Source organism: Mesorhizobium sp. B2-7-3 (assembly GCF_006440715.1).
Taxonomy (GTDB): domain Bacteria; phylum Pseudomonadota; class Alphaproteobacteria; order Rhizobiales; family Rhizobiaceae; genus Mesorhizobium; species Mesorhizobium australicum.
The window spans coordinates 294,644-318,678 of the sequence record NZ_VFTY01000002.1 but is presented as its reverse complement, the minus strand read 5'-3'; the positions used below and the strand labels follow the sequence as shown (position 1 = coordinate 318,678).

Genomic DNA, 24,035 nt, shown 5'->3' with positions numbered 1-24,035 from the left:
CCCGGCGGCATCGGCGGCTGCCAGGCACAACGAGTGGAACACGCCACGGACAGCCGGTGCGCTCAACCGACCGTCGATTTCAGGAACGCCAGCGCGGCAGCGGTCAGCGCGTCGCCGTCCTCGCCGAAATCGCGGTTGATCGACATGTGCGTATAGGCGGTGCCGTCGAACAGCGTCACCTCGGTGCCGCTGGCGCGCAGGCGCTCGGCAAAGGCCGTGGACTGCTTGCCGCGACCGTCGGCGCGGGAATAGGCGATGAAGGTCGGCGGATGCTTGCGGCCATCGACATAGCTCGCCGGTGACAGTGCCGCCCACTGCGAAGGATCGGAAAAGACACGCGAATAGGCCCGCACCATGCCGCCACTTCCGGCAAGGGCGGCGAGATCGTAAGCCCTTGTATCGTCGAGAAGCAGGCCAGCGACGCCGGGCAATCCGCCGCGCATGCCGGTCAGGGCGATCAGATGGCAGCCGGCCGAATGCCCCATGCCGACGATGCGGTCGGGATCGCCACCATGTTGGGCGATGTTGGTCCTGACATACGCATAGGCCTTTTCCACGTCGCCCGCCTGGGTGGCGACATCAGCCTGCGGCAGCATGCGGTAGTCGATGGAGACGAAGCAGAAGCCGTTGGCAAGCAGGAAGGCCGGCTTGGCGTTCACCTGGCTGCGTTTGCCGGTCCGCCAGGCGCCGCCATGGACGAAGAAGACCACTGGCAGGTCTTTCGCACCATCGGGCGCGTAGATATCGAGCTTGGCCGGACCGTAGTCGACAGTTTCGGGGGGATGGCGTATCTCGCGCCGCTCTCGTGCCGGTTGGCAACAAGGCAGCCACCGAGACCAGGAGCAAGGTTCGCCGATCGATCGTCATCGGCGAAGAATGCATCCCGGCGGGCGGGAGTTCCAGCGAGGATTGGCAAGGCGACGGCTCGACAGCAATTCCAGGAGAAGTGCGCAGCGGTTTTCCGTCCGGAATTGCGTAAGAACAAAGAGTTAGAGCGGCTCGGCGATCCTACCAACACTGAAAAGCTTTAACTGTCGCCGGCCGGCCGGATCCTGACCCTGGCAATCCGGTTCTTGTCGCGTTTCATGACGACGAAGCGCTTGCCGTGGAAGGTAAAAGCCTGCTTCTCCTCGGGGATCGATTGCGCCTCGTGGATGACGAGGCCGGCGATGGTGGTCGCCTCTTCGTCCGGCAGGTTCCAGTCGAGCGCCCGGTTGAGGTCGCGGATCGGCACCGTGCCTTCGACGACGACGGAGCCGTCCGCTTCCTGCTTGACGCCCTGGATGTCGACATCGTGCTCGTCGGCGATCTCGCCGACAATCTCCTCGATAATGTCCTCCAGCGTCACCAGCCCTTCGACCTCCCCATATTCGTCGACGACGACGGCAAAATGCGTCTTGCGGCGCAGGAAGGCGTTGAGCTGTTCCTGCAAGGTCGTGGTGTCGGGCACGAACCACGGTTTTGACGCGATCTTCATCACGTCGATCCGCGAGAAATCATTGCCGACTTCGTTCAGCGCGCGCAGCAGATCCTTGGCGTGCAGCACGCCGACGATGTTGTCGAGTGAACCTTTCCAGAGCGGCATGCGGGTGTGCGGGCTCTGCAGGATCTCGCGCACCACCGCTTCCGGCGCATTGTCGGCATTGACCGAGCGCATATTCGTGCGGTGGACCATGACGTCGGAAACTTCGAGCTCTTCGAGGTCGAACAGGCCGCCGATGCGGTCGCGATCCTCACGCACCACCTGGCCGTCGCGGCGAAAATCGTCGACCGCGCCGCGCAATTCGTCCTGGCTCGACCGCTGCGGCTCGATGCGCGACAGTTCATAGCCGAACATGGCAAGCAGGCGGGTGCGCACGGCAACGACCAGGATGACGAGGATGGCAAGAACGGCGAAGACGACCCAGCCAGTGTCCATCTCAGCCGGCTTTCCCGTTGCCTGGATGGTTTTCCCTGAGGAACGCCAGCACTTCCGAGGCCGGCACATCCTTGGCAATGAAGGCCTCGCCGATTCCGCGCGTCAGAATGAAGGTCAGCGCGCCGCGCGACACTTTCTTGTCCTGCGTGATGAATGAAAGCAGCGCATCCGCATCGGGCAAGTCGCCCGGAATTTCGGCCATCCGCCACGGCAGCCCGACGGCACGCAGATGCGCCTCGACGCGGGCCGCGTCGTCGGGGCTGGCGAGATTGAGCCGAGAGGAGAACCGGTACGCCAGCGCCATGCCGATGGCGACCCCCTCGCCGTGGACGAGGCGCGTCCCGTCATACTGCGTGGCGGCTTCGAGCGCGTGCCCGAACGTATGGCCGAGGTTGAGCAGAGCGCGGTCGCCGGTCTCGAACTCGTCGCGGGCAACGACACCGGCCTTGGCACGGCAGGCCTCGGCAATGGCCTCGACCCGCTCCGGTCCGCCGGCGAACACCTTTTCCCAATTCGTTTCCAGCCAGGCGAAGAAATCCGGCCGGTCGATCAGCCCGTATTTGGCAAGCTCGGCATAGCCGGCGCGAAATTCGCGGATCGGCAGCGTGTCGAGCACTTCGGTATCGGCCAGCACCAGCTTGGGCTGGAGGAAGACGCCGACGAGGTTCTTGCCGCGCGGGCTGTTGATGCCGGTCTTGCCGCCGACCGAGGAATCGACCTGCGCCAGAAGCGATGTCGGAACCTGCACGAAATTCATGCCACGCCGCACGATCCCGGCGGCAAAACCGGTGAGATCGCCGATGACGCCGCCGCCAAGCGCGATGACGACGTCGCCGCGCTCCAGCCTGGCGGCCAGGACGCCGTCGACAACCGCCTCGAGATGGGCAAAGCTCTTGGTTTTTTCGCCGGGCGGCATCGTGATGATCGCGGGCTGGATGCCACTCTTCTCGAGCCCCGCCCTCAGCGTATCGAGATGCGCGGCGGCGACGTTCTCGTCGGTCACCACAGCGGCGCGCGTGCCCGGCAACCGGCGCGAAATCTCAGCGCCGGCGCGCGACAGCAGGCCGGAGCCGATCACTATGTCGTAGGCGCGGTCGCCCAGACCGACTTCAACTGTGACTGGCTGATCCGCGCTCATGATTCGACCTCGCCCGTCGCGGCTATCGCATCGATGCCGAAATGCCGGCACAGCGCCTCGATCACCTCGGCCGCGATGACCTCCTTGCGATCGTCGCGGGTCGGCACGGTGACGTCAGAGGTGGCATAGACCGGATAGCGTTCCGCCATCAGCCGCTCCAGCACGGCGCGGGGATCGGCGCTTTTCAAGAGCGGCCGGTTCTGCTTCTTGGAAACGCGGTCCATCAGAAGGTCGATCTCGGCCTTCAGCCAAACCGAGACGCCATGGGCGGCGATGGCCTCGCGCGTCTGCGCGTTCATGAAGGCACCGCCGCCGGTCGACAGAACCTGCGGGCCGTTTTCCAGCACGCGCAGGATGACACGCTGTTCCAGGGCCCTGAACTCGGTTTCGCCATAGCGCTCGAACAGCTCCGGAACCGTCATCCGCGACACGCTTTCGATCTCCTGGTCGCTGTCGATGAAGGGCAGCGAAAGCATGGTCGCCACCTTGCGGCCGATCGCCGTCTTGCCAGCGCCCATCAGCCCGACAAAGACGATGGACCGGCTGCCCAGCCGGCCAAGCAGCGCGGCATGGGTCTCGCCTGGGGGATTTGCCTGTAGCGCGTTCATCGGCTGTTTCTTCGGCCCTCTTTGCCGGCGTATCGACATGAAAAGCCGGTTTGCGTCAAGCGTGCCAAGTGCCATGGGCCGATATGGAGAGCGACGCTTGCATCGGAAGTTGCTGACAGGGCTCCGCTTCTTCCTTGAATTGGCCGGATTGGCGTCCCATAAGGGCACAGGGTTTTGGAAACGCAGAACAAGAAGACGGGCGAGAACTGAATGCCGACACTGTTTCGCTTTGTCGTGACCCTCGCGATTCTGGCCGGCATTGCCTATGGTACGATGTTCGCGCTGGTGATGTTCGTCGAGCCGAAAAAAGCCGAGATGAGCGTGCGTATTCCGCCGGAAAAGCTCAATCCGAAGAAAAACTGAACCCCAAGAAGACCGACTCGGAACCGCCTCAAGGACATGAACAGCGCCGCTCGCATCGAGGCCTTCCTGGAAATGATGAGCGCCGAGCGGGGAGCGGCGGAGAACACGCTTTCCTCCTATCGCCGGGATCTCGAGGATGCTTCCGGCGGGATCGATGGCGGACTTGCCCGCGCCGGCGCCGCCGACATCAGGGCCTATCTCGACGATATCGCCGCGCGCGGCTTCGCGCCGACCTCGCAGGCGCGCAAACTGTCGGCGATCCGCCAGTTCTTCAAGTTCCTCTACGCCGAGGGCCTGCGCGCGGATGACCCCACCGGCACGCTGGACAGCCCGAAAAAAGGCCGTCCGCTGCCCAAGACGATGAGCGAGGCCGAAACCGGCCGGCTGATCGATCGCGCCGCGCAGGAAGCCGGCGATGCCGGGCTCGGCCACGCCGACAGGCTGGCGGCCTTGCGTCTGCATGCGCTGGTCGAAGTGCTCTACGCCACCGGACTGCGCGTTTCCGAGCTGGTCGGCCTGCCGGTGACGGTGGCGCAGCGCGACGATCGTTTCTTCATGGTACGCGGCAAAGGCGACAAGGAACGCATGGTGCCGCTGTCGGCCAAGGCGCGCGCGGCGATGCGGAGCTGGCTTGACGCCCGGGCCAAGCTGCCCGCCTTCGCCACCAGCCCGTTCCTGTTTCCGGCGGCATCCGACAGCGGCTACCTCTCGCGCCAGGTCTTTGCCCGTGACCTGAAAGGATTGGCGGCGCGCGCCGGCATCGCCTCGGCCAAGATCTCGCCGCACGTGCTGCGCCATGCTTTCGCCAGCCATCTCCTGCAGAACGGCGCCGACCTGAGAGCCGTTCAGCAACTGCTTGGCCATGCCGACATATCGACGACACAGATTTACACCCATGTGCTGGAAGAGCGGCTGGTGCGGTTGGTCAACGATCATCATCCGCTTGCCGACTAGGCCTCATATCGCTATGTGAGGACGACATTTCACCGCCCGGAGCCTTGGTTTCAACGGTTCCGCGGTCATTGCCTTCCGACGTATCGGTCCGCCCAAGCATGTACAATTACCTCGATTTCGAAAAGCCGGTGCAGGATCTTGAGCTCAAGATCCTCGAGCTCAAGAAGCTTGCCGAGAACGGCGAGGCGGTCGATGTCGCCGATGAGATCACCAGGCTCGAGAAGCGCTCGCGCGACGCGCTGCGCGAACTCTACAAGGCGCTGACGCCGTGGCAGAAGGTGCAGGTGGCGCGCCACTCCGACCGGCCGCACTGCATCGACTACATCAAGGGCCTGTTCAGCGACTTCACGCCACTCGCCGGCGACCGCAATTTCGGCGAGGACCAGGCGATCGTCGGCGGCTTTGCCCGTTTCCGCGGCGAGCCCATCGCGATTCTCGGCCAGGAAAAGGGTTCGGACACGGCGAGTCGCCTGAAGCACAATTTCGGTTCGGTGCGCCCCGAAGGCTATCGCAAGGCGGTGCGGCTGATGGAACTGGCCGATCGTTTCAAGATCCCGCTTTTGACACTGGTCGACACGGCCGGCGCCTATCCCGGCGTTGGCGCCGAGGAGCGCGGCCAGGCCGAAGCCATTGCCCGATCGACCTCGGCCTGCCTTGGCCTGAAAGTACCGTCGATCTCGGTGGTTATCGGCGAAGGCGGTTCGGGCGGCGCTATCGCGATTGCCACCGCCAACCGCGTCTACATGCTCGAACACGCCATCTATTCGGTGATTTCGCCAGAAGGTGCCGCCTCCATCCTGTGGCGCGACACGACGCGCTCCAAGGACGCGGCGACCAACATGAAGATCACCGCGCAGGATCTTTTGGAACTGAAGGTCATCGACGCCATCATCCCCGAGCCGATGGGCGGCGCCCAGCGCGCGCCCGAAACGGTGATTGCCGCGACCGGCGATCTCATCGCCAAGACGATGAAGGAATTCGCCGGCGCCAACATCGATTTCCGCGAACAGCGCCGCGAGAAATATCTGGCGATGGGCCGCAGCCTCTGACGCCGCTTGGGCGGCGGAACAGGGCTGACGGAAGCTGTCTGTCCACCCCAAATGTGGCGGCGATGAGCAGTTTCGCCACAAAAATGCCGCCCCATTCGGTTCAATGAAATCACCGCGGGAGATTGGCCGAGCCTTGCGGTAAGGAATTTTCAAGGTTAACGGGCTTACGGTCCGTCAGTGTTCAGCATGCGGGTGTGGCCGTTTCGAAGCCATTGGCCCGAAAGAAAAGACATAGCCTTATCCATGTTTGCCAAGCTTGCTCGTACTGGAGTTCTTGCCGCCTCGATTGCCGTCGCGGGCTGTAATGATTCGTCGATGAAGGACTTTGCCCCGGAAGCCAACAAGCCGCTGCCCGACAAGATCCTTGCCGATATGAGAGCCAAGGGCATGGTCCGCACCTCTTCGGTAATGGCGCGCATCTTCAAGGAAGAAGGCAAGCTCGAGATCTGGAAGGCCAAGACCAACGGTCGCTACGACATGGTGGCGAGCTACGACATCTGCAAATGGTCGGGCAAGCTCGGGCCGAAATACACCGAAGGCGACCGCCAGGCGCCGGAAGGTTTTTACACGGTTCGCCCGTCGCAGATGAATCCGCGCTCGAATTACCATCTGTCGTTCAACATCGGCTTTCCCAACGCCTATGATCGTGCCAATGGCCGCACCGGCCAGAACCTGATGGTCCATGGCGCCTGCTCTTCATCGGGCTGCTATTCGATGACCGACGCCCAGATCGAGCAGATCTACGCCTTCGGCCGCGACGCCTTCCAGGGTGGCCAGACCGAGTTCCAGATCCAGGCTTTTCCGTTCCGCATGACAGCCGCCAACATGGCGCGCTACCGCAACGACCCGAATTACGAATTCTGGAAGATGCTCAAGGTCGGCTACGACAATTTCGAGGTCACCAAGGTGCCACCGAAAGTCGACGTCTGCGAGAAGCGCTACGTCTTCAACCAGGTCGCTCCCGATGGGCAGACCTTCAATCCGACCGGCCCCTGCCCGGCGACCACGCAGCCGGAGTCGCTTAAGAGCGCCTATAACGCCTATCAAAGCACCTATGACGCGGCCTTCAACAGCGCGCTCAAGGCCAGCGTGCCGCCACCCAAGCCGACGATTGCCGGCATCAAGGAAGCCAGCATCGTCTCTGACTGGTCCAAGCGCCGGGCGCGTGGCGAGCGCGTGCCGATCGATCCGCCGTCGCTCAACACCGACGGTTCGGTCACCGAGACGGCGCGCATGGGCCGCATCGATTCGCCCGCCGGTCGCAAGATGGCCGCGCTCGAGGCCGAAAAGGCCGCCAAGGAGAAGGCCGAGCGAGAGCGGGTGGCGGCCATAGAAGCGGCAAAAGCGGCGAAGGAGGCCGCCAAGGCGCAAGCGTTGGCCGAAAAGGAAGCTGCCAAGGCGCAAGCCGTGGCTGCGAAGGAAGCGGCCAAGGCCGCCAAGGAAGCTCCGGTTGCCACCGCGACCATCGCGGCTCCGGCGGAGGCCGCGCCGGCAGCCGAGACGCAGGCTGCGAGCGCCGATGAAAGCCGGGTTACGAAGCTGAAGAACAAGCTGCTCGGCATGTTCGGCGGCTGAGGTTTTTACCTTGGCCGAACTGATAGCTATCTACGACCTCAAGGGGCTGAACTGCCCTTTGCCGGTCCTCAAGGCGAAAAAGCGCCTGGCCGGGATGCAGCCCGGCAGCAGGCTCTGGCTCGAAACCACCGACCCTCTGGCTGTTATCGATATTCCTGCCTTCTGCGCCGACAGCGGACATCAATTGATCGAGACGGCGGCGATGTCCGGTGGCCATCGCTTTCTGGTCGAACGCGGCGAATACCAATCGTAGGAGGCTAACGTCCGGCGATCGCCAGCGGATTGTTTTCCAGCGCCGCGCGGTCGGGCGTGTCGACCGACGGCCGGTTGGTGAAGGCGGCGAACAGCCGGCGCACATAGTCTTCCGGCATGTCGAGCGTAATCAGCACCAGCCGCGTGCCGCGCTGGCTGTCCGGCCAGGACGGCAATCGCACCGGCGGATGCAGGATCTTCTGGACACCATGCACGACCAAGGGCCGCGACGGATCCTCCTGCAATTCGATGACGCCCTTCATCCGTAGCAGATGCTCGCCATGTGTGGAACGCAGGAGATCGAGGAACATCTCGATGGCTGAAAACGGCACCGGCCCGTCATGCACCAGCGAATGGGTTTTTACGCGCTGATCGTGGCGATGGGCATGGTCATGCCCTTCATGGTCATGGTCATGGTGGTGGTGATCATGCGCGGCTTCTTCGCCGAGCCAGCGCCGCACGTCGGCGGACTTGGTCGCGGGATTGTAGAGACCGCAGTCGAACAATGCGGCCACCCCGGTTTTCGTCTCCCCGGCATCGAGCAGTCGCGCCCCGGGATTGATCTGCCGCAAGCGCGCCCTTAGCATGGCGAGGTCGCCGTGATCGGTGGCCAGATCGGCCTTGGAGAGCACGATGCGGTCGGCCACGGCGACCTGCTTGACCGCCTCGGCATGCGCATCGAGCGTAGCATTGCCGTTGACCGCATCCACCAGGGTGATGACGCCGTCGAGCCGAAAGGCCTGGACCAGCGCCGGATGGGCCATGATCGACTGCAGCACCGGCGCCGGGTCGGCCAATCCCGTGGTCTCGACGATGACGCGGCCAAGCCGGGCGATACGGCCGGTCTGCAGCCGGTCGACCAGGTCGGCCAGCGTGTCGACAAGTTCGCCGCGCACCGTGCAGCACAGACAGCCGTCGGAAAGCTGGATGATGCCGTCGGAGGCCTGCTCGACCAGCAGGTGGTCGATCGCCACGTCACCGAACTCGTTGATGATGACCGCGGTGTCGACGAGCGCCGGATCCTTCAGGAGCCGGTTGAGCAATGTCGTCTTGCCGGCGCCGAGAAAGCCGGTTAGCACCGAGACTGGGATCGGGAAACCGCTCATCTGGTTCTGCCTTCTAATTTGGGCATGATCTCTCGCGAAAGCCGGATTTCACTTTTTGGATCGTGCTCTAATTCGCGACCTTGGCCGGCTGGTCGCCTTGGGCGGCGGCACCCACGACTTTCGGGCCCGTGCCGGCGGGTACCGGCTTGTCGGGCCGCCAGGTCGGGATTGGCACGTCGGCATATTCCTGCGCGCCCTCGTCAAGGATCGCCTTCGGCGCCGGACCCGTGGCGCCGCCAAGGCCGACGGCAACCAGTGTCGGCACATGGTCGAGCTTCTCCCGATAGGGCGATTTAGGCTGGTCCTTGGCGGCGGCCGGCGGCGGCGCCTCGGACTGCTCCGCCTTCCTCTTCTTCTTGCAGACTTCGTCATGCATGTCGTTGGGCGAGATCAGATCACCGTAGGGAGCGAGCGTGGTGACGGTGGTGGACCCGGCGGCAGGTGCGTCAAAGCCCTGATCGAGCAATTTGGCCGCGGCTTCGGCGCGGCTGACCGCCGACTTCTCGCCAAGCACGACCGCCACCAGCGTACGTCCGTTGCGGGTCGCCGACCCGATCATGTTGAAGCCCGACGGGCAGACAAAGCCGGTCTTCATGCCGTCGGCGCCGGGATACCGGCCGATCAGGAGATTGTAGTTCGGAATGGCCCTATTGCCGACCGCGAGCCCCTCGATCGAGAACCACGGCGCATATTGCGGGAACTCGCGGCGGATCGCCATCACCAGGATCGAAAGGTCGCGTGCCGTCGTGTACTGGTCGGGCGAGTAAAGGCCGTTCGGGTTGACGAAATGGGTGCCGTTCATGCCGAGCCTGGCCGCCTCGGCATTCATCCTTTCAGCGAAGGCGGCCTGCGAGCCGCCGACATTCTCGCCGACCGCCATGGCGATGTCGTTGGCCGACTTGACCAGCATCATCTTCAGCGCATTGTCGAGCCGCATCACCGAGCCGGGCTTGAAACCCATCTTGCTTGGCGGTTCGCCGGCGGAATGTTTGGTCACCTTGATCGGCGAATCGAGCTGGACTTCTCCGGCCGCGATCGCCCGGAAGGTCACATAGGCGGTCATCAGCTTGCTGAGCGAGGCCGGATACCAGCGCTTGAAGGCATCCTGGTGCTGCAGGATCTGGCCGCTCTTCAGGTCGAAGACCACCACCGGATTGGCCAGCGCTGGCCCAGCCAGGACGGACAGCATGATTGCGCCAGCCGGGAATAGTTTGAGGAAATGCCTGTACCGCATGATCGAATCCGAAATCGCCTCTTGCCCTGATTGCCCCTGGCTCCGTAAGATTTCATTACGTGACCGCCAGCATAAGGATCCGACCCTCAAAAACCGGACCGCATTATTGCGGTGCTATTTACCCTATGTGACGCCAACATGGCAAAGCGCCTGACAATCACAATTGCAAGGCACCCCGGGCCCAATTGCAAACCACCAGGCTGAAGCCGGCTGCACCAACAACGAAATGGAACCATCATGCCAATCCTCAACCGCGCCGCCGAAATGCAGGACGAAGTCGCCGGCTGGCGACGGCATTTGCACCAGACGCCAGAACTGAACTTCGATGTCTTCAAGACGGCGGCCTTCGTCACCGAAAAGCTGAAAGAGTTCGGCTGCGACGATGTGGTGACCGGCCTCGGCAAGACGGGCGTCGTCGGCATCATTCGCGGCCGTCAGGGGGAAGGTCGCACAATCGGATTGCGCGCCGACATGGATGCACTGCCGCTCAAGGAGATCACCGGCAAGCCCTACGCGTCGACCGTTCCGGGCAAGATGCATGCCTGCGGCCATGACGGCCACACCGCGATGCTGCTCGGTGCGGCGAAATATCTCGCCGAGACGCGCAATTTCACGGGCTCCGTGGCGGTGATTTTCCAGCCGGCCGAAGAAGGCGGCGGCGGCGGCAACGAGATGGTCAAGGACGGCATGATGGAGCGTTTCGACATCGCTAAAGTGTTCGGCATGCACAACATGCCCGGCCTGCCGGTCGGCCAGTTCGCCATCCGTCCGGGCCCGATCATGGCGGCGACGGCCGAATTCACCATCACCGTGAAAGGCCGGGGCGGCCATGCGGCGATGCCGCACGGCACCATCGATCCGATCGTCATCACCAGCCAGTTGGTCGGCGCCTTGCAGACGATCGCCTCGCGCAGCACCGATCCGGTCGAGGCCGTGGTGGTGTCGGTGACCAAGTTCCACGCCGGCGACGCCTACAACATCATCCCGGAATCGGCCGAGATCGCCGGCACCGTGCGCACGCTGAAGAAGGAAGTGGCCAGGAAATCGGAAGAGCGGATCCGCGCCATCTGCGCGGGACTTGCCACCGCCTATGGCGCGACGATCGAGGTCGACTACGACGCGAATTACCCGGTGACGTTCAATCATGCGGATGAGACGGTCTTCGCCAGCGATGTGGCCGCCGACGTGGCGGGCGATGCCCAGGTGCACCGCGAGATCCAGCCGGTGATGGGCGGCGAGGATTTCTCCTACATGCTGGAAGCCCGGCCTGGAGCCTTCATCTTCATCGGCAATGGCGAGACCGCCGGTCTCCACAATCCGGCCTACGACTTCAACGACGAAGCCATCCCGCACGGCATGAGCTATTGGGTGAAACTGGCGGAGACGGCGCTAGCCGCCTGAGGCCGGTCTTATAAAGCGCCGGCCGAATTGCGTTTGGCCGGCCCTCTTGGCGAAACGATCCGAAGCGGCTATGTGTCGGGCCGCGTGGTCCCGTAGCTCAGTAGGATAGAGCGGCAGATTCCTAATCTGTAGGTCACAGGTTCGATTCCTGTCGGGATCACCAAGCTTTCAATTTTACGATGGCTACGTGCAGTAAGCTGCCCGGTTGGCGACCCGCTTTCTACACGTCACTTGCCGACATAGGCGGCCAATTCATCGGGCGTCCCCATCGGGAATGCCTGCTTGAGGTAGTCGAGGAACGCGGACACCCGAGCGCTTAGCAGCCGCCTGGACGGGTAGAGCGCCCACAAGGTGATGTCGCCTCCCTCGACATCACCCCAATGGATCAGCGAGCCGTCGGCTATGTCGTGGCTGACAAGCGACACGGGGAGGCGGCCCGCACCGACCCCCGCTCGCACCGCACCCCGGACCATGATCAGCGATGACAGGGTCAGAACTGGCTGGATCGCGATAGTTGCCCGGCCAGTGGGCGTCTTCACGGCCCAGATCGGTCGATCGCCGGCCGTGCGCACGACCGCGGGAGCGGGGTGGTGTCCGGGCGGCCGCGCGAGGTCAGGGCTTGCCACGACCACCAGCCGATCGCGCAGGAAGACTCGTCCGACGAGGCTGTCATCCGGATCGGGATTGACCCTGATCACCAGATCAAATCCCTCGTCGATCATGTCGACGGAGCGGTCTTCCGTCGACACATCGAGCCTCACTTCCGGATACTTCAGGGCGAACCCGGCGGCGATCTTTCCCATCGCGGTCTGCGAAAAGACCAGTGGCGCGCTGATCCGCAACCTGCCTCGCGGCCTTTCACCTCCCGAGGAGATCGCTGCGGCTGTCTCGTCGAGCTCGGTAAGCAGCCGACCCGCACGTTCGTACAGCGCGCGCCCTTCCTCCGTCAGCTTGAGCATGCGTGCGCCGCGTTCCAACAGGCGCAGACCAAGGCTGGTCTCAAGCTCCGCGACCCGACGCGACAGCGTCGCCTTAGGGCGAGCGGCAGCGCGGGCGGCACGCCCGAAGCCGCCGTGGCGCGCCACGATGACGAAATCAGCGAGAGCAAGCAGATCCATGTGTTCCACCAGTGATACGCTGCGTTCAAATATCACACCTATTGGCCCATGTGTGAACCACTCATATTGGGGTCGTCAAGCAACCCAACTCGGAGAAACAATCATGACTATCCTCGTTACCGGCGCCACCGGCCGTGTCGGCCGGCAAGTCGTCCAGCAGCTCGTCAAGCGCGGCGCCGATGTGCGCGTCCTCGTTCGCGACATCTCGAAGGCTGACTTTCCGGCCGTTGTAGAGGTCGTGCAAGGCGAGCTGCTCGATATCGACTCGCTGCGCAAAGCGTTTGCCGGCGTCAACACACTGTTCCTGCTCAACGCGGTGTCGGGGGACGAATTCACCCAGGCGCTCATCACCCTGAACATTGCCCGCGAGTCGGGCGTCGAGCGGGTTGTCTACCTGTCGGTGATCCACAGCGATCGTTTCGTCAACGTGCCGCATTTCGCCGTGAAGTCCGGCGCGGAGCGGATGATCGAACAGATGGGCTTCAGCGCCACTATCCTGCGCCCGGCCTACTTCATCGACAATGAACTCATGATCAAGGATGTCATCTTCAACCATGGGATCTATCCGATGCCGATCGGAGCCAAGGGCATCGCCATGGTCGACGCCCGCGACATTGCCGAGGTCGCAGCCGTCGAGCTGGTCCGTCGTGACCAGGCCCCGGGCAAGCTGCCGATCGAAATCATCAATCTGGTCGGCCCCGATACGCTGACTGGCTCGGATGTAGCGGCGATTTGGTCGGATGTCCTGGGCCGCCCGATTGCCTATGGCGGCGATGATCCTACCGGGTTCGAGCAGAATCTGGCGAACATCATGCCCAAGTGGATGGCCTATGAAATGCGCCTGATGGCCGAGCGCTATGTCGCCGACGGCATGCTTCCTGGGGCCGGCGACGTCGAGCGTTTGACAGGGATCCTGGGCCGCCCGCTGCACTCCTATCGCAACTTCGCGACTGAGCTTGCAGCATCGGTCTGAGGCCAACCGCATTCGCACTCAGCCTCAAGCAGCTGACAGTTCTATGGCTGGAATCAATCCCTACTTGGGCTTGTCGCTCGGCGTCCATTTGAAGTGGTCGCCGTCTTTCTCGATCTGCCCAATACCGGGGAACGGAAAGTGCGGTGCGAAGATCATCTCGTGGTCCTTGGCCAGCGTGGCCAAGGTCTTGGCCCTGTTCTGCTCACCTTCCGGCTTGTCGCCGTCGAAGGCCACGGCCCAGTCCGGCTTGGCGAGCGAGATGATTGAGCTGTGCACCGTGTCGCCAATATCGAACAGCCGTTCTTTTCCGGACTTTATCTGATAGCCGACATGACCGGGTGTGTGTCCCTTGAGCGCCACCGAGGTGATGCCAGGCGCGACCTGGGCGCCGGCCTTGAACGGTTTCACATGGTCGGCGATGACCTTGACGAGATCGGCCGCATCCTTGTTGGACTTGGCAAAATCCCACTCCACGTCAGACATCCTTATCGTGGCGTTGGGAAAAGCCAGTTTGTCGTCCTTGACCAGCCCTCCAATGTGGTCGGGATGAGAATGGGTGATCAATATCTCGCTGACGTCAGCGGGTTTGATGCCGGCCTTGGCCAGGCTGTCCTGCAGCGCGCCGCCGACACCCGTGTCGATCAACACGACACTGGTCTTCGATTTGACCAGTAGGGCGTCGACGCTCAGCGTGATGGTATCGGTCGGCGCTCCCGCCGCCTTGAGCAGCTCGCCGACTTCCGCGGGGCTGTGATCGAGGCCGAAGGTCTTGCCGTCGTTGGGCTTGACGAACTGGGCGTCGTGCAGGGCGACGATGTCGAGTGTGCCAAGCTTGAATGACCTGGCATCCGGCTGCTGCGCCGGCATCTGCGCCATTGCCAGCCCCTGATGGAGCAGCACCAAAGTCGTTGTGGCCAACAGCCTGGTGGAATTGAACCTTGTCATGCGGGTATCCTCTGGCCGCGGAGGCGCGACCGTACCGGGAAGACAGCTGGTGCGGCGGACAATTCCGGGGTTGGCCGATCACAAATTCGCTAGGGATATAGGTCTCGAGCACGGTCCGGCAATGGCGACCCGTCGCGGATAGCCCCTTCCTGGGACGGCTCGGCAGGCTGGGCATGGCGCATAGCCCAGAGGGCCCTATTCGTCCTCAAAAGCATCCCGAGCACCGAAGAATAGGCCGCGCTTCAGTGTCGGCTCACTTCGCCTGGACCATCGGCGACGCCCACGCGATGACGGTAGACCATTTCCCAGCCCTTCCAGCCCGTGAACAGAAGAATGAGAACCACGATCAGCGAGAGGACCAGGCCGGTGGGTACCACCGCCGTCTCGCCATGGGCATAGCGAGAGTACCAGTTGTAGAGTTCGATCAGGACGACGAGCACATTGCCGCCGGCGTGGAGCCACGCGTCACGCAAATTGCGGATTTGAACATCGCCAAGGACATCAGTCAGCCCGGCAAGAGCTGCCAAGGCGGCCATTATCAGGCCCGCCCCAAGCAGCCAGAGACTGGCGCTCACCCATCCCGGATTGCCTGTTCGCCAGAAGATCAGGTCGCAAACGAAGGTGGCGACGAAGAAAGCGATCGGGAAAGGGATCAGCATGGGATGGATCGGGTGGCCGGCAATGCTTGCCGTGCTTTGCGGGTTGCGGGCCATGGTAATGCCTCCAAAGGCAGTCGCGCGCGACTGCGGTGCATCTCTGAAAGACAGTGTGAAATAAAACGCCGGCTGCAGCCGAATGTTCCACAACCGGAAGCGGCAGAGCTCCGAAGCGGAGAGGCGCGCGGGAACAAACCGGTCAGGTGGCGGAGCTGGTTGAGTAGAGTGGTGGGGCGGATAGCTATGCCGCAATAGGCGCAAAGCAATCCGTACTTACCCGCCATGGCGAATCATGGCGGGCTTGCTTCGGCTGTGATCGGGCCGGCTCAGCCGACCCGCACGACAAAATGCTTGGTCACCGGCTCGATGATCTTCCAGGTGCCCTTGAAATCGGCTTCCACCACGAAGGCGTCGCCGGGGCCGACCTCGACCGGCGTGCCGCCGTCGGGCGTGATGATGATGCGGCCGGCGATCATGTGCACGAACTCATAATCGGTGTAGGTCGCATGATAGGTGCCTGGCGACGCACGCCAGGTTCCCGATATCACCTTGCCATCCGAAGTCGTGTGCTGGACGGCGGTCTGCATGGTCGGTTGGCCCTCGACCGCGATCCAGCCAGGCAGATCGCCAGCTTCCGCGTGCTCGACCGCGCCGAATTTCAGGATGGTCTTGTTCGTCATGCCGGGCTCCGTTTGCTTCATGTGTGCTGCGGGTCGGATAGCCGATGCACATGACGGGGGCAATGCCGTGCCATGCGAAACAGGCACGGCCGCACATTCGGGCTGACCGGCGCGAGCTGGAGTGGTTATGGCTTGTGCCGTGCCGAGACCAGCTCTGCCTTGCGTTGCGCCGTTTCCAGCCCAAGGCCGATGAAGGCACGCGCGTGCTTGGCGAGCGCCATGTTGTCGGTCCACAGATTGCGCCAGATCGCCGTCTTCTTCGACAGGTTCTCGTCGACAATCTCCGAGGAGAAGGATTCGAAGCTGAGATCGTCGGCATAGCCGATTGCGGTCAGCGCATCGAAAATCCCTGCGAAATCGATGTTGCCGGTGCCGAGGAAGCCGCGATGGCTCTCGCCGATATGGACATAGCCGATCTTGGCGGCGGCGTGGCGGATGGCGAGCCCGACATCGGCTTCCTCGATGTTCATGTGGAACGTGTCGAGATGCAGGAAGATGTTGTCCGACCCCGTGTCCTCGATGAAGGCCAACCCTTGCGCGGCGGTGTTGAGCAGGTTGCTTTCGAAGCGGTTGACGATTTCGAGGTTGAGCGTGACGCCGGCTGCCTTCGCCGTCTCGGCGACCTTTGCCAGCGTTGCCGCGCTGCGGTTCCATTGATCGCGTGTCGGTGCCTCGATCTGCAGGCCATGGCTGGTCGAAAGAATGCCGGCGACCTTGCTGCCGCCAAGGTCGCGCGTCAGCGCGACGGTGTCGCTGAGGATCTCGACGCCGCGCGCGGCGATCGCCTTGTCGGCGCTCGAAATATCGCCGTCACCAGGCAATCCGATGCTGATCGCGACGCCGAGACCAAGATCGGCGATGCGTTTGGCAAGCCCGTCAATATCGACATTGGCGGGGTCGAGATAAGAGAATTCGATCAGGTCGAAACCGGCCTCCCTGGTATTGGCCAGCGTGCGTTCGAGTTCGCCCTGCGCCGAGCTTGCCGACCAGACGAAGGAATGGATTCCGATGCGCGACATGATCGTCTCCGGTTAAAGCAATTCTCCGTCCGGAATTGCGTAAAACAAAGAGTTAAGCGGCGAGGAGAATGGTGCGGCCGGATCGCTCCGGCCGCACCGGCCTTGGGAGGCTTAGCGGGCCGCGGTCCAGCCCTTGTAGTCCTTCAGGTTCTCGGCCGTGATCAGCTTCGGGTCGAGCAGTACGGTGGCCTCGGCCGGCTTCTTGCCGGCGAGCAGGTCGGCCGCCATGGTGAGCGACTGGCCGGCCATCACATAGGGATCCTGCGAGGCCGAGGCCTTGATCATCGATTTGCCGGAAGAAAGTTCCTTCTCGATATCCGGCGCGCCGTCGACCGCGGTGAAGATGAACTCCGAACGGTTGAGCTGCTTGGCGGCGAGCTCCGCGCCGATCGCCGTCGGATCGTTGATTGCGAACACCGCGTCGATCTTGTCGAAACGGGTGAGCAGCGACTGGAACACTTTCAAGCCGCCATCGCGGGAGCCTTCGGCGTTCTGGTCGTCGGACAGGATCTTGATGTCGGGATGCTGGGCAAGCACGTTCTTGCAGCCTTTCACCCGTTCCAGGATCGACGACGACGCCGGCCCGTTGAGGATGACGTAGTCGCCCTTGCCGCCGGTGTGGTCGACCAGGTATTGGCAGGCTTCCTCGCCGGCCTTGACGTTGTTGGTCATCACCGTGACGTCGGCACCGGGCGCCGAAACGTCGAAGGCCGCGACGATGATGCCGGCGGCCTGCGCCTTCTTCACCGCCGGAGCGATCGCCTTGGCATCGACCGCGTTCAGCATGATCACGTCGACGCCGGCGGCGATGAAGGAATCGACCTGCGAGACCTGCTTGTTGAGGTCGTAGTCGGCCGATACCGACGTCACCTCGACCTTCGGATTGATCTTCCTGGCCGCGTCCTCGATGCCCTTGATGGTGGCGACAAAGAAGGGGTTGCCGAGCAGGCCGACCGAGATGCCGACCTTGTTGAGGTCCTTGGCCGATGCCGGCGCGATGGCGACGGCCGCAAGGGCGGCGCCGCAGAGCAGTTTGGCGATGGTCTTCATTACGCTTACTTCCTCCTGATGCCCCGCGCCTCTCACGGTGCGTTACACAAGCCGGTCGTTGATGCCGGCGACTAGGTCACTCACGTTCTTGCCCCTGCCTGGAGCCGGTAGCGGTCGAGGGCGACCGCCACGATGATGACCAATCCCTTGATGATGTACTGCCAGATGTCAGAGACACCGGCCAAGATGAGGCCGTTGGAGAGCACCGCGATGATCAGGCCGCCGATCAGCGTGCCCCAGATCGAGCCGACGCCGCCGACGAAACTGGTGCCGCCGAGAATGACGGCGGCGATGGCGTCGAGTTCGTAGCTTTGCCCGAGCTGCAGGCCGTTGGCGGCGTAGAGCCTTGCCGCCGACATGGCGCCGCCAAGGCCGGCCAGCAGGCCGGAAACGCCATAGACGAAGAGCAGCACCAGCGGCACCTTGATGCCGGTCAGTCGAGCTGCCTCGGCGTTGCCGCCGACCGCATAAATCCAGGTGCCGAGCACCGTCCGCTTCAGCACCAGCCAGGACAGCACCACCACCGACAGGGCAATGACGACGAGCCAGGGAATGCCGAGTACCGAGCCGTTGCCGATGAAGTCGAACGGCAGGTCGGAGTTGAACACCGTCGTGTCCTGCCCGAGCAGGCGGGCAATGCCGCGCACGGCTGTCAGCGAACCCAGCGTGACGATAAACGGCGGAAGCCTGATATAGGCGATGAGCAGCCCGTTGATGAGCCCGAAGCCGAGCCCCGCCAGAATGGCCGCCGGCACGCCGAGCAGGCCCCAGTCCGGCACCAGCGACACCAGCACCGCCACCATCGCGGCCGCTGCGAGGATAGAGCCGACCGACAGGTCGATGCCGCCGGTCAGGATGACGAATGTCATGCCGGCGGCAAGCACGATGTTGATCGACGATTGCTGCGTGACGATGAGCAGGTTGGTGCCGGTGAGGAAGCGCGGGTTGATGAACTGGAAGCCGGCCGCCAGCAGCACCAGCACGGGCAGCATGCCAAGGGCGGCAAGCGTGGTGCGCAGCCGCCGGCTCCTGACCGCCGCCTGATCCGCACTCTTCGTCGCGGTCGTCCTGTCTGTCATCGCTGAGACGCTCCCGTCGCAAGTTCCATGATCGCTTCCTGACGAAGCGGCTCGCCTTCGGATGCCGTCACCTCGCCTGATATGGCGCCGTCGCGCATCACCAGCACGCGGTCGGCGACGCCGATCACCTCGGGCAATTCGCTTGATATCATCAGGATGGCGATGCCCCGGTTGGCGAGATTGTCGATCAGCCGATAGATTTCCGACTTGGCCCCGACATCGACGCCGCGGGTCGGCTCGTCGAGGATGACGACCTTCGGCTCGGTCTCCAGAAGGCGCGCGAGCAGCACCTTCTGCTGGTTGCCGCCCGACAGCGAGCCGGCATTGGCCTGCGCCGAGTTGGTGCGGATCGACATGTCGGCGATGGCCTTTGCCGCACGCCTGTCGGCGGCCGTGAAATCGCGAAGGCCGCCGGCTCGCGCGTCCCTGACAAGTACGCCCATGCTGATGTTGTCCGAAATGGACATATCGAGGAACAGGCCGAGTTCCTTGCGGTCCTCGGTGAGGTAAGCGATGCCGGCATCGAGCGCCTCGCGCGGCGAGCCGATGGTTATGGGCTTGCCATCGAGCTCCATCGTGCCGGCGCTGCGTTTGTCGGCGCCGAAGATCAGCCGGGCAAGCTCCGTGCGGCCCGAGCCGACGAGGCCGGCCAATGCCAGCACCTCGCCGTGATGAAGATCGAACGAACAGTTCTTCAGCAGATGCGCGTCGGACATGCCGCGCACCGAGAGCGCGATGGCGCGTTTTCCGTCTGGAGGGCGATGATCCTTCTTGTAAAAGGCGGAAAGATCGCGGCCGACCATCATCGACACTAGGCGCGAGGCATTGAGGTCGGCGCGCTCGAGCGTACCGACATAGCCGCTGTCGCGCAGCACGCTGACGCGGTCGGCAAGTTGGTAGACCTCTTCCATGCGATGGCTGATGTAGATGATGGCGATGCCTTGCGCCTTCAGCGTCGCGATCACCTCGAAAAGGCGGTCGGTCTCGCGCGAGGTCAGCGATGTGGTCGGCTCGTCCATGACGATGATGCGCGCATTGGTCGACAGCGCCCGTGCGATCTCGACCAGTTGGCGCTCGCCGAGCGACAGGCCGGAGACCAGCGCACGCGCCGAGAACGAGACACCCAGCCGATCGACGATCTCTGCGGCGCGCCGGTTGCACTGGTCGCGGTCGACGATGCCGAAGCGGCGCGGTTCGTTGCCGAGGAAGATGTTCTGCGCCACCGTCAGGTTCGGCGCCAGCGACAGCTCCTGGTAGATCACCGCGATGCCGGCGGCACGCGCCTTGATCGGATCGCCGGTCGCGGCGGGCGCGCCATCGATCAGGATCTCGCCGCCGGGATCCGGCCGATAGGCGCCGGACAGCACCTTCATCAGCGTCGACTTGCCGGCGCCGTTCTCGCCCATCAGCGCATGCAGTTCGCCGGCGTGGACGCTGAGCGAGACGTCCTGCAGGGCACGGATCGCGCCGAAGGTCTTCGAGATGTGGCGCATCTCCAGCACCGGCTGGCGCGCCGCTAGCGTCCGCACCGCCGCGCTCATCGTGCACCACCCGCCGCCTTGGCGGCGGCACCATGCCCGGCAATGAGATCGCGCCAGGCGTCGCGATAGCCGGCAAGCCCGCCGAATCGCGTCGCCTGCACCGGCTCCGGCGGCTCGGCGGCGAAGTCGCGCCCCACGCTCTCGAAGGCGAGCGCGGCGGCACCCGTGGCGCTGCCTTCGAGCGAAGCACCTTGCAGGAAACCCTGGCCGGGACGCAGCTGCGCCAGCAGCCCGGCGAGCAAGCCGCCAGTGTTCAGCCCGCCATCGACGATGACAGTATTGTTGGAATGGATGAGGTCGAGGCAGAGATCGATCATCAGCGCCACATAGAGCAGCGCCACGGCAGCGCGTTCACCGGCATCGGGCGTGCGCCCGGCCAACCGGCCGGGGCGATCCGGCATCGGCCCGCCCGCCGCGAAGCTCGGCAGCGCCATGAGGCCGGCATCGATCGCCTGTTGGATCGAGCGATGCGGGATCGGGCCTTGCCAGCCGTCGCTGATGGCGGCGAATTCACGCCCGCCCATGAAGCGGATGGTCGGCACTGGGCCGCCGTCGACATCGACATTGACCAGCATGTCGCGCTCACGGTCGAGCGCTTCGAGCGGACAGTCGGGGTTGAGCACGACGACCCAGGTGCCGGTCGACACGACAGTCAGCGGGCCGAGCTCCTGGCGGCGATAGGCATGCAGCGCCGCATTGGAGTCGTGAACGCCGTTGTGGATGGCGACCGGGCGCCCGGCACCACCGAAGCGCTGCTCGCCGATGACGGCGCCGGCACGTTCGAAAGCCGGCATCTGGCCACGCCAGCCCTCGGCGTCGACCAGCGAGGAGAAATCACGTTTGCGCGGGGCCCACAAATGCGAATGGCAGCCGAGATAGGAGACCTCGCAGACCGGCCGGCCGCCAAGGCGCCAGCTCCAGTATTGGGGATAGCCGAGGATCCATTTCGCCGCCGCGAACGCGTCGGGATCGACTTCCTGCAGCCATAGCATGTGACGGCCATAGTTGAAGCCGAGCGGCAGGCGGGGAGAGAATGTCTCGCCGAAATCCGGGATGCGGCGGTCGATCCGCGCCGCGATTTCGGCCGGTGGCTCCTGTTCGTAGTCGAGGATCGGATGGGTCAGCGCCTTGTCGTCGACAAGAGCGAAGGTACAGCCATGGCCCGACACCATCACCCCTTCGACACCATGGTTTTCGACCGCGTCGGCGACGGCACCGAACGCCCAGCCATGGAGGGCGGCCTCGTCGAGCACGCTGAAGCCGCCTTGGCGCGCCCATTTCGGTTGCGTCCGGCGCTCGTCGAGAATGCGTCCGTCCTGGCCGAAGACGAACAGCTTCGAATTGGTCTTGCCGAAGTCGAGAACTGCCACGTTCACGCGAGGGCTCCCGAGGTTGAAGCGATCCGCACCATGACGCCGGCATCCTCCAGCATGCGCGCATCGGCATCGGAGAGCCCGTCATCGGTGACCAGCGTGCCGATGCGCGACAGCGGCAGCGCGACGTTGCGCGCGTGGATCGACAGCTTGCGGCTGTCGGCCAGCACCACGATCTGGTCGGCGCACAGGCTGAGCTCGACGATGGACCGCACCAGCAGCGGATGCGATTCCAGCAGCCCTTCCTGGTTGAGCCCCTGTGTGCCGAGAAAGAATTTCGAGGCATAGAAGGACGTCGCCTGGGTCGGCGAATGGATGATGCCGGGTTCACGGTGCAGGTCGCCGCCGGCAACCGTCAGGCTGCAATGGCCATGGTCGCTGAGATAGGCCGCGAGCGGCATCGAATTGGTGTAGAGCCGGATGTTGCGGTCGGCGAGCTTGACGCCGAGATGGAAGCAGGTCGAGCCGCCATGGACGATGACCGCGTCGCCATCGCGCACCATGGTCGCGGCGACCGCCGCGATCTGCCGTTTGGCCTCGACGGCAAGGTCGCGGTTCTCGTCATAGGGCCGGGCATAGGCGACGCCCGCATGCGAGGCGCCATCGAGCGCCGAAATGCCGCCATAGACCTTGCGGGCCTCACCGGCCTCGTCGATCCGGTCGATATCGCGCCTGACCGTCGCCGCCGAAACGCCGAGCCGCTCCTGCAACTCGCGCACGGAGGCAAACGGACGATCCCGGAGCAATTCGACGATCTGACGCTGGCGGCCGAGGTCGCTCAACCTTTCCTCCCTGACGCCATTTCTATGGCAATTGGTGCAACTTACTCAAGATTAGTTGGATTGCAAGCTGCTTTTGACGATAGTAGATCACTATTGACGCAGATCACTCACATCTGCGATACCAACGCCAACACCGGTCCCGACGACGGGATTTTGTGCAAGCGTTGGAGAAAAGGGCCATGGCAACCCAAGCTGATGCACAGGAACTGGCTGCCTTGCGGGCGCTTTCGGCCAGCATCGGGCTGAACCCGCATATGACGCAGGCGGCGGGCGGAAACACCTCGCTGAAGGCCGGCGACACGCTGTGGATCAAGGCTTCGGGCACCTGGCTGAAGGACGCGCTCAGCGACGACATTATGGTGCCGGTGGCGATGGCGCCGCTGCTGGAGGCCGTCGACCGGCGCGACCCGGCCGCCGACAAGCCACAGGCTTTCGCCATCGAAGACCTCAATCCGCGTGGCCTGCGTCCGTCGATCGAGACCACGGTGCATGCCTTGATGCCGCAACGCGTGGTTCTGCACGTCCACTGCGTCGACACGATTTCGCTGGCCGTGCAAGCCGATGGCGAGGCCGAGGTCGCCAAGCGGCTGGGCGGCATCGAGTGGGCCTGGGTGCCCTATTTCCGGCCGGGCCTGCCGCTCGCCCGTGGCATTGCCGAGAGATTGCGACCCGGCGTCGACGTACTGATCCTTGGCAATCACGGACTGGTGGTCGCCGCGGAAACCGTCCCCGACGCACAGGCCTTGCTGCACCGCGTCCGGTCGCTGCTGGCGCGGCCGGCGCGCGCGACCGCCGCACCCGACATCGCCGCCCTGACGACGCTAGCCGGCGACTACCGGTTACCGGCGGATATCGAAGCGCATGCTGTCGCGATCGATGCGGAAAGCCTGCACATGGCCGAGGCCGGCAGCCTCTATCCGGACCATGTCATATTCCTTGGCCAGGGCTCGGTCCTGGCGAGGCCGGGCGAGGACGTGGCCGGCGTCGTCGCGCGGCTTGGCGCGGCGCCACCGGCGATCCTGTTTCCCGGCGCCGGCGTGCTGATGCGCGGCGACGCCAGCGCCGGTGCCGACGCCATGCAGCGTTGCCTGGCCGACGTGACCGCGCGCGTCGATGGCAAGGCGCGGCTGAACTATCTCACGGCCGCCGAGAATGACGAACTGGTCAACTGGGACGCCGAGCAGTATCGCCAGAAGCTCAACGCCGCCGGCACGGCCTGAC

At 64.0% G+C, this 24,035-nt stretch carries 23 protein-coding genes, 1 tRNA gene and 1 pseudogene; 9 read left to right on the top strand and 16 right to left on the bottom strand.

Annotated elements, in window-relative coordinates; genetic code table 11:
- Positions 1 to 62: 62 nt before the first annotated feature.
- The 4 genes and pseudogenes from FJW04_RS05575 to FJW04_RS05560 form a co-directional block, all read right to left on the bottom strand.
- A pseudogene (locus tag FJW04_RS05575) lies at positions 63 to 867 on the bottom strand (alpha/beta hydrolase).
- 160 nt (positions 868 to 1,027) lie between these two features.
- The gene (locus FJW04_RS05570) at positions 1,028 to 1,918 is read right to left on the bottom strand and encodes an HlyC/CorC family transporter (protein WP_015315498.1); all 891 of its coding nucleotides are present in this window, start codon (positions 1,916 to 1,918) and stop codon (positions 1,028 to 1,030) included.
- Between the two features lies 1 nt (position 1,919).
- Positions 1,920 to 3,056 carry a 3-dehydroquinate synthase gene (aroB, locus tag FJW04_RS05565; protein ID WP_140712825.1) on the bottom strand — a complete coding sequence of 379 codons (1,137 nt, stop codon included), beginning with the start codon at positions 3,054 to 3,056 and terminating at the stop codon, positions 1,920 to 1,922.
- Positions 3,053 to 3,664, bottom strand: a complete 612-nt coding sequence (locus FJW04_RS05560; protein ID WP_140712823.1) for a shikimate kinase — start codon at positions 3,662 to 3,664, stop codon at positions 3,053 to 3,055. Before FJW04_RS05560 ends, aroB begins: the two co-directional genes overlap by 4 nt.
- A gap of 210 nt (positions 3,665 to 3,874) precedes the next feature.
- Here FJW04_RS05560 and FJW04_RS05555 point away from each other — a divergent pair, with 210 nt between their 5' ends.
- The 5 genes from FJW04_RS05555 (at position 3,875) to FJW04_RS05535 (ending at position 7,858) form a co-directional block, all read left to right on the top strand.
- Positions 3,875 to 4,027, top strand: a complete 153-nt coding sequence (locus FJW04_RS05555; protein ID WP_015315495.1) for a hypothetical protein — start codon at positions 3,875 to 3,877, stop codon at positions 4,025 to 4,027.
- 36 nt (positions 4,028 to 4,063) lie between these two features.
- Positions 4,064 to 4,981 carry a site-specific tyrosine recombinase XerD gene (locus FJW04_RS05550; RefSeq protein ID WP_140712821.1) on the top strand — a complete coding sequence of 306 codons (918 nt, stop codon included), beginning with the start codon at positions 4,064 to 4,066 and terminating at the stop codon, positions 4,979 to 4,981.
- Positions 4,982 to 5,079: 98 nt separating this feature from the next.
- Entirely contained in the window at positions 5,080 to 6,030 is a 951-nt protein-coding gene (locus FJW04_RS05545; protein WP_140616795.1) for an acetyl-CoA carboxylase carboxyltransferase subunit alpha, read from the top strand.
- Between the two features lie 243 nt (positions 6,031 to 6,273).
- Complete coding sequence (locus FJW04_RS05540; RefSeq protein ID WP_140712819.1) at positions 6,274 to 7,605, top strand: murein L,D-transpeptidase family protein; 1,332 nt, start codon at positions 6,274 to 6,276, stop codon at positions 7,603 to 7,605.
- Between the two features lie 10 nt (positions 7,606 to 7,615).
- Positions 7,616 to 7,858, top strand: a complete 243-nt coding sequence (locus tag FJW04_RS05535) for a sulfurtransferase TusA family protein (RefSeq protein ID WP_015315491.1) — start codon at positions 7,616 to 7,618, stop codon at positions 7,856 to 7,858.
- A 4-nt stretch (positions 7,859 to 7,862) separates the two neighbouring features.
- Here the strand turns inward: FJW04_RS05535 and FJW04_RS05530 are convergent, their stop codons facing one another.
- On the bottom strand, positions 7,863 to 8,963 hold the full coding sequence (locus tag FJW04_RS05530) for a GTP-binding protein (protein WP_140712817.1): 1,101 nt from the start codon (positions 8,961 to 8,963) through the stop codon (positions 7,863 to 7,865).
- 67 nt (positions 8,964 to 9,030) lie between these two features.
- Positions 9,031 to 10,197 carry a D-alanyl-D-alanine carboxypeptidase family protein gene (locus tag FJW04_RS05525; RefSeq protein ID WP_015315489.1) on the bottom strand — a complete coding sequence of 389 codons (1,167 nt, stop codon included), beginning with the start codon at positions 10,195 to 10,197 and terminating at the stop codon, positions 9,031 to 9,033.
- A gap of 237 nt (positions 10,198 to 10,434) precedes the next feature.
- Between FJW04_RS05525 and FJW04_RS05520 the strand changes: the two genes are divergently transcribed.
- Both FJW04_RS05520 and FJW04_RS05515 read left to right on the top strand, forming a co-directional pair.
- Entirely contained in the window at positions 10,435 to 11,598 is a 1,164-nt protein-coding gene (locus FJW04_RS05520) for a M20 aminoacylase family protein (RefSeq protein WP_140616792.1), read from the top strand.
- Positions 11,599 to 11,684: 86 nt separating this feature from the next.
- Positions 11,685 to 11,761: transfer RNA gene (locus FJW04_RS05515), tRNA-Arg, on the top strand.
- 64 nt (positions 11,762 to 11,825) lie between these two features.
- On the opposite strand, the gene FJW04_RS05510 is transcribed toward FJW04_RS05515, so the two are convergent.
- Complete coding sequence (locus FJW04_RS05510; protein ID WP_140712815.1) at positions 11,826 to 12,716, bottom strand: LysR family transcriptional regulator; 891 nt, start codon at positions 12,714 to 12,716, stop codon at positions 11,826 to 11,828.
- 103 nt (positions 12,717 to 12,819) lie between these two features.
- On the opposite strand from FJW04_RS05510, the gene FJW04_RS05505 reads away from it, so the two are divergent.
- Positions 12,820 to 13,689, top strand: coding sequence for an NmrA/HSCARG family protein (locus FJW04_RS05505; RefSeq protein WP_140713278.1), 870 nt, complete (start codon positions 12,820 to 12,822; stop codon positions 13,687 to 13,689).
- A gap of 60 nt (positions 13,690 to 13,749) precedes the next feature.
- On the opposite strand, the gene FJW04_RS05500 is transcribed toward FJW04_RS05505, so the two are convergent.
- From FJW04_RS05500 to FJW04_RS05460, 9 genes are all read right to left on the bottom strand, one after another.
- Entirely contained in the window at positions 13,750 to 14,634 is an 885-nt protein-coding gene (locus FJW04_RS05500; protein WP_140712813.1) for an MBL fold metallo-hydrolase, read from the bottom strand.
- Between the two features lie 242 nt (positions 14,635 to 14,876).
- Positions 14,877 to 15,347, bottom strand: coding sequence for a DUF2231 domain-containing protein (locus tag FJW04_RS05495; protein ID WP_140712811.1), 471 nt, complete (start codon positions 15,345 to 15,347; stop codon positions 14,877 to 14,879).
- A gap of 269 nt (positions 15,348 to 15,616) precedes the next feature.
- Entirely contained in the window at positions 15,617 to 15,970 is a 354-nt protein-coding gene (locus tag FJW04_RS05490; RefSeq protein ID WP_015315483.1) for a cupin domain-containing protein, read from the bottom strand.
- Between the two features lie 125 nt (positions 15,971 to 16,095).
- Entirely contained in the window at positions 16,096 to 16,989 is an 894-nt protein-coding gene (locus tag FJW04_RS05485) for a sugar phosphate isomerase/epimerase (RefSeq protein ID WP_140712809.1), read from the bottom strand.
- Positions 16,990 to 17,100: 111 nt separating this feature from the next.
- Complete coding sequence (locus FJW04_RS05480; protein WP_015315481.1) at positions 17,101 to 18,039, bottom strand: ABC transporter substrate-binding protein; 939 nt, start codon at positions 18,037 to 18,039, stop codon at positions 17,101 to 17,103.
- Positions 18,040 to 18,119: 80 nt separating this feature from the next.
- Complete coding sequence (locus tag FJW04_RS05475) at positions 18,120 to 19,118, bottom strand: ribose ABC transporter permease (RefSeq protein ID WP_140712807.1); 999 nt, start codon at positions 19,116 to 19,118, stop codon at positions 18,120 to 18,122.
- Positions 19,115 to 20,659, bottom strand: coding sequence for a sugar ABC transporter ATP-binding protein (locus FJW04_RS05470; protein ID WP_140712805.1), 1,545 nt, complete (start codon positions 20,657 to 20,659; stop codon positions 19,115 to 19,117). Before FJW04_RS05470 ends, FJW04_RS05475 begins: the two co-directional genes overlap by 4 nt.
- A complete protein-coding gene (locus FJW04_RS05465) occupies positions 20,656 to 22,035 on the bottom strand; it encodes an FGGY-family carbohydrate kinase (RefSeq protein ID WP_140712803.1) in 1,380 nt (459 codons plus the stop codon). Before FJW04_RS05465 ends, FJW04_RS05470 begins: the two co-directional genes overlap by 4 nt.
- Positions 22,032 to 22,814, bottom strand: coding sequence for a DeoR/GlpR family DNA-binding transcription regulator (locus tag FJW04_RS05460; RefSeq protein WP_015315477.1), 783 nt, complete (start codon positions 22,812 to 22,814; stop codon positions 22,032 to 22,034). The genes FJW04_RS05465 and FJW04_RS05460 overlap by 4 nt, the downstream gene beginning before the upstream one ends.
- Before the next feature lie 179 nt (positions 22,815 to 22,993).
- On the opposite strand from FJW04_RS05460, the gene FJW04_RS05455 reads away from it, so the two are divergent.
- The gene (locus tag FJW04_RS05455; RefSeq protein ID WP_015315476.1) at positions 22,994 to 24,034 is read left to right on the top strand and encodes a class II aldolase/adducin family protein; all 1,041 of its coding nucleotides are present in this window, start codon (positions 22,994 to 22,996) and stop codon (positions 24,032 to 24,034) included.
- The last annotated feature ends 1 nt before the right edge of the window (position 24,035 follow it).

Bases quoted from the DNA above. Each gene is read 5' to 3' on its own strand.
- FJW04_RS05570 (WP_015315498.1), bottom strand. From the start codon at position 1,918: ATGGACACTGGCTGGGTCGTCTTCGCCGTTCTTGCCATCCTCGTCATC.
- aroB (WP_140712825.1), bottom strand. From the start codon at position 3,056: ATGAGCGCGGATCAGCCAGTCACAGTTGAAGTCGGTCTGGGCGACCGC.
- FJW04_RS05560 (WP_140712823.1), bottom strand. From the start codon at position 3,664: ATGAACGCGCTACAGGCAAATCCCCCAGGCGAGACCCATGCCGCGCTG.
- FJW04_RS05555 (WP_015315495.1), top strand. From the start codon at position 3,875: ATGCCGACACTGTTTCGCTTTGTCGTGACCCTCGCGATTCTGGCCGGC.
- FJW04_RS05550 (WP_140712821.1), top strand. From the start codon at position 4,064: ATGAACAGCGCCGCTCGCATCGAGGCCTTCCTGGAAATGATGAGCGCC.
- FJW04_RS05545 (WP_140616795.1), top strand. From the start codon at position 5,080: ATGTACAATTACCTCGATTTCGAAAAGCCGGTGCAGGATCTTGAGCTC.
- FJW04_RS05540 (WP_140712819.1), top strand. From the start codon at position 6,274: ATGTTTGCCAAGCTTGCTCGTACTGGAGTTCTTGCCGCCTCGATTGCC.
- FJW04_RS05530 (WP_140712817.1), bottom strand. From the start codon at position 8,963: ATGAGCGGTTTCCCGATCCCAGTCTCGGTGCTAACCGGCTTTCTCGGC.
- FJW04_RS05525 (WP_015315489.1), bottom strand. From the start codon at position 10,197: ATGCGGTACAGGCATTTCCTCAAACTATTCCCGGCTGGCGCAATCATG.
- FJW04_RS05520 (WP_140616792.1), top strand. From the start codon at position 10,435: ATGCCAATCCTCAACCGCGCCGCCGAAATGCAGGACGAAGTCGCCGGC.
- FJW04_RS05510 (WP_140712815.1), bottom strand. From the start codon at position 12,716: ATGGATCTGCTTGCTCTCGCTGATTTCGTCATCGTGGCGCGCCACGGC.
- FJW04_RS05505 (WP_140713278.1), top strand. From the start codon at position 12,820: ATGACTATCCTCGTTACCGGCGCCACCGGCCGTGTCGGCCGGCAAGTC.
- FJW04_RS05500 (WP_140712813.1), bottom strand. From the start codon at position 14,634: ATGACAAGGTTCAATTCCACCAGGCTGTTGGCCACAACGACTTTGGTG.
- FJW04_RS05495 (WP_140712811.1), bottom strand. From the start codon at position 15,347: ATGGCCCGCAACCCGCAAAGCACGGCAAGCATTGCCGGCCACCCGATC.
- FJW04_RS05490 (WP_015315483.1), bottom strand. From the start codon at position 15,970: ATGACGAACAAGACCATCCTGAAATTCGGCGCGGTCGAGCACGCGGAA.
- FJW04_RS05485 (WP_140712809.1), bottom strand. From the start codon at position 16,989: ATGTCGCGCATCGGAATCCATTCCTTCGTCTGGTCGGCAAGCTCGGCG.
- FJW04_RS05480 (WP_015315481.1), bottom strand. From the start codon at position 18,039: ATGAAGACCATCGCCAAACTGCTCTGCGGCGCCGCCCTTGCGGCCGTC.
- FJW04_RS05475 (WP_140712807.1), bottom strand. From the start codon at position 19,118: ATGACAGACAGGACGACCGCGACGAAGAGTGCGGATCAGGCGGCGGTC.
- FJW04_RS05470 (WP_140712805.1), bottom strand. From the start codon at position 20,659: ATGAGCGCGGCGGTGCGGACGCTAGCGGCGCGCCAGCCGGTGCTGGAG.
- FJW04_RS05455 (WP_015315476.1), top strand. From the start codon at position 22,994: ATGGCAACCCAAGCTGATGCACAGGAACTGGCTGCCTTGCGGGCGCTT.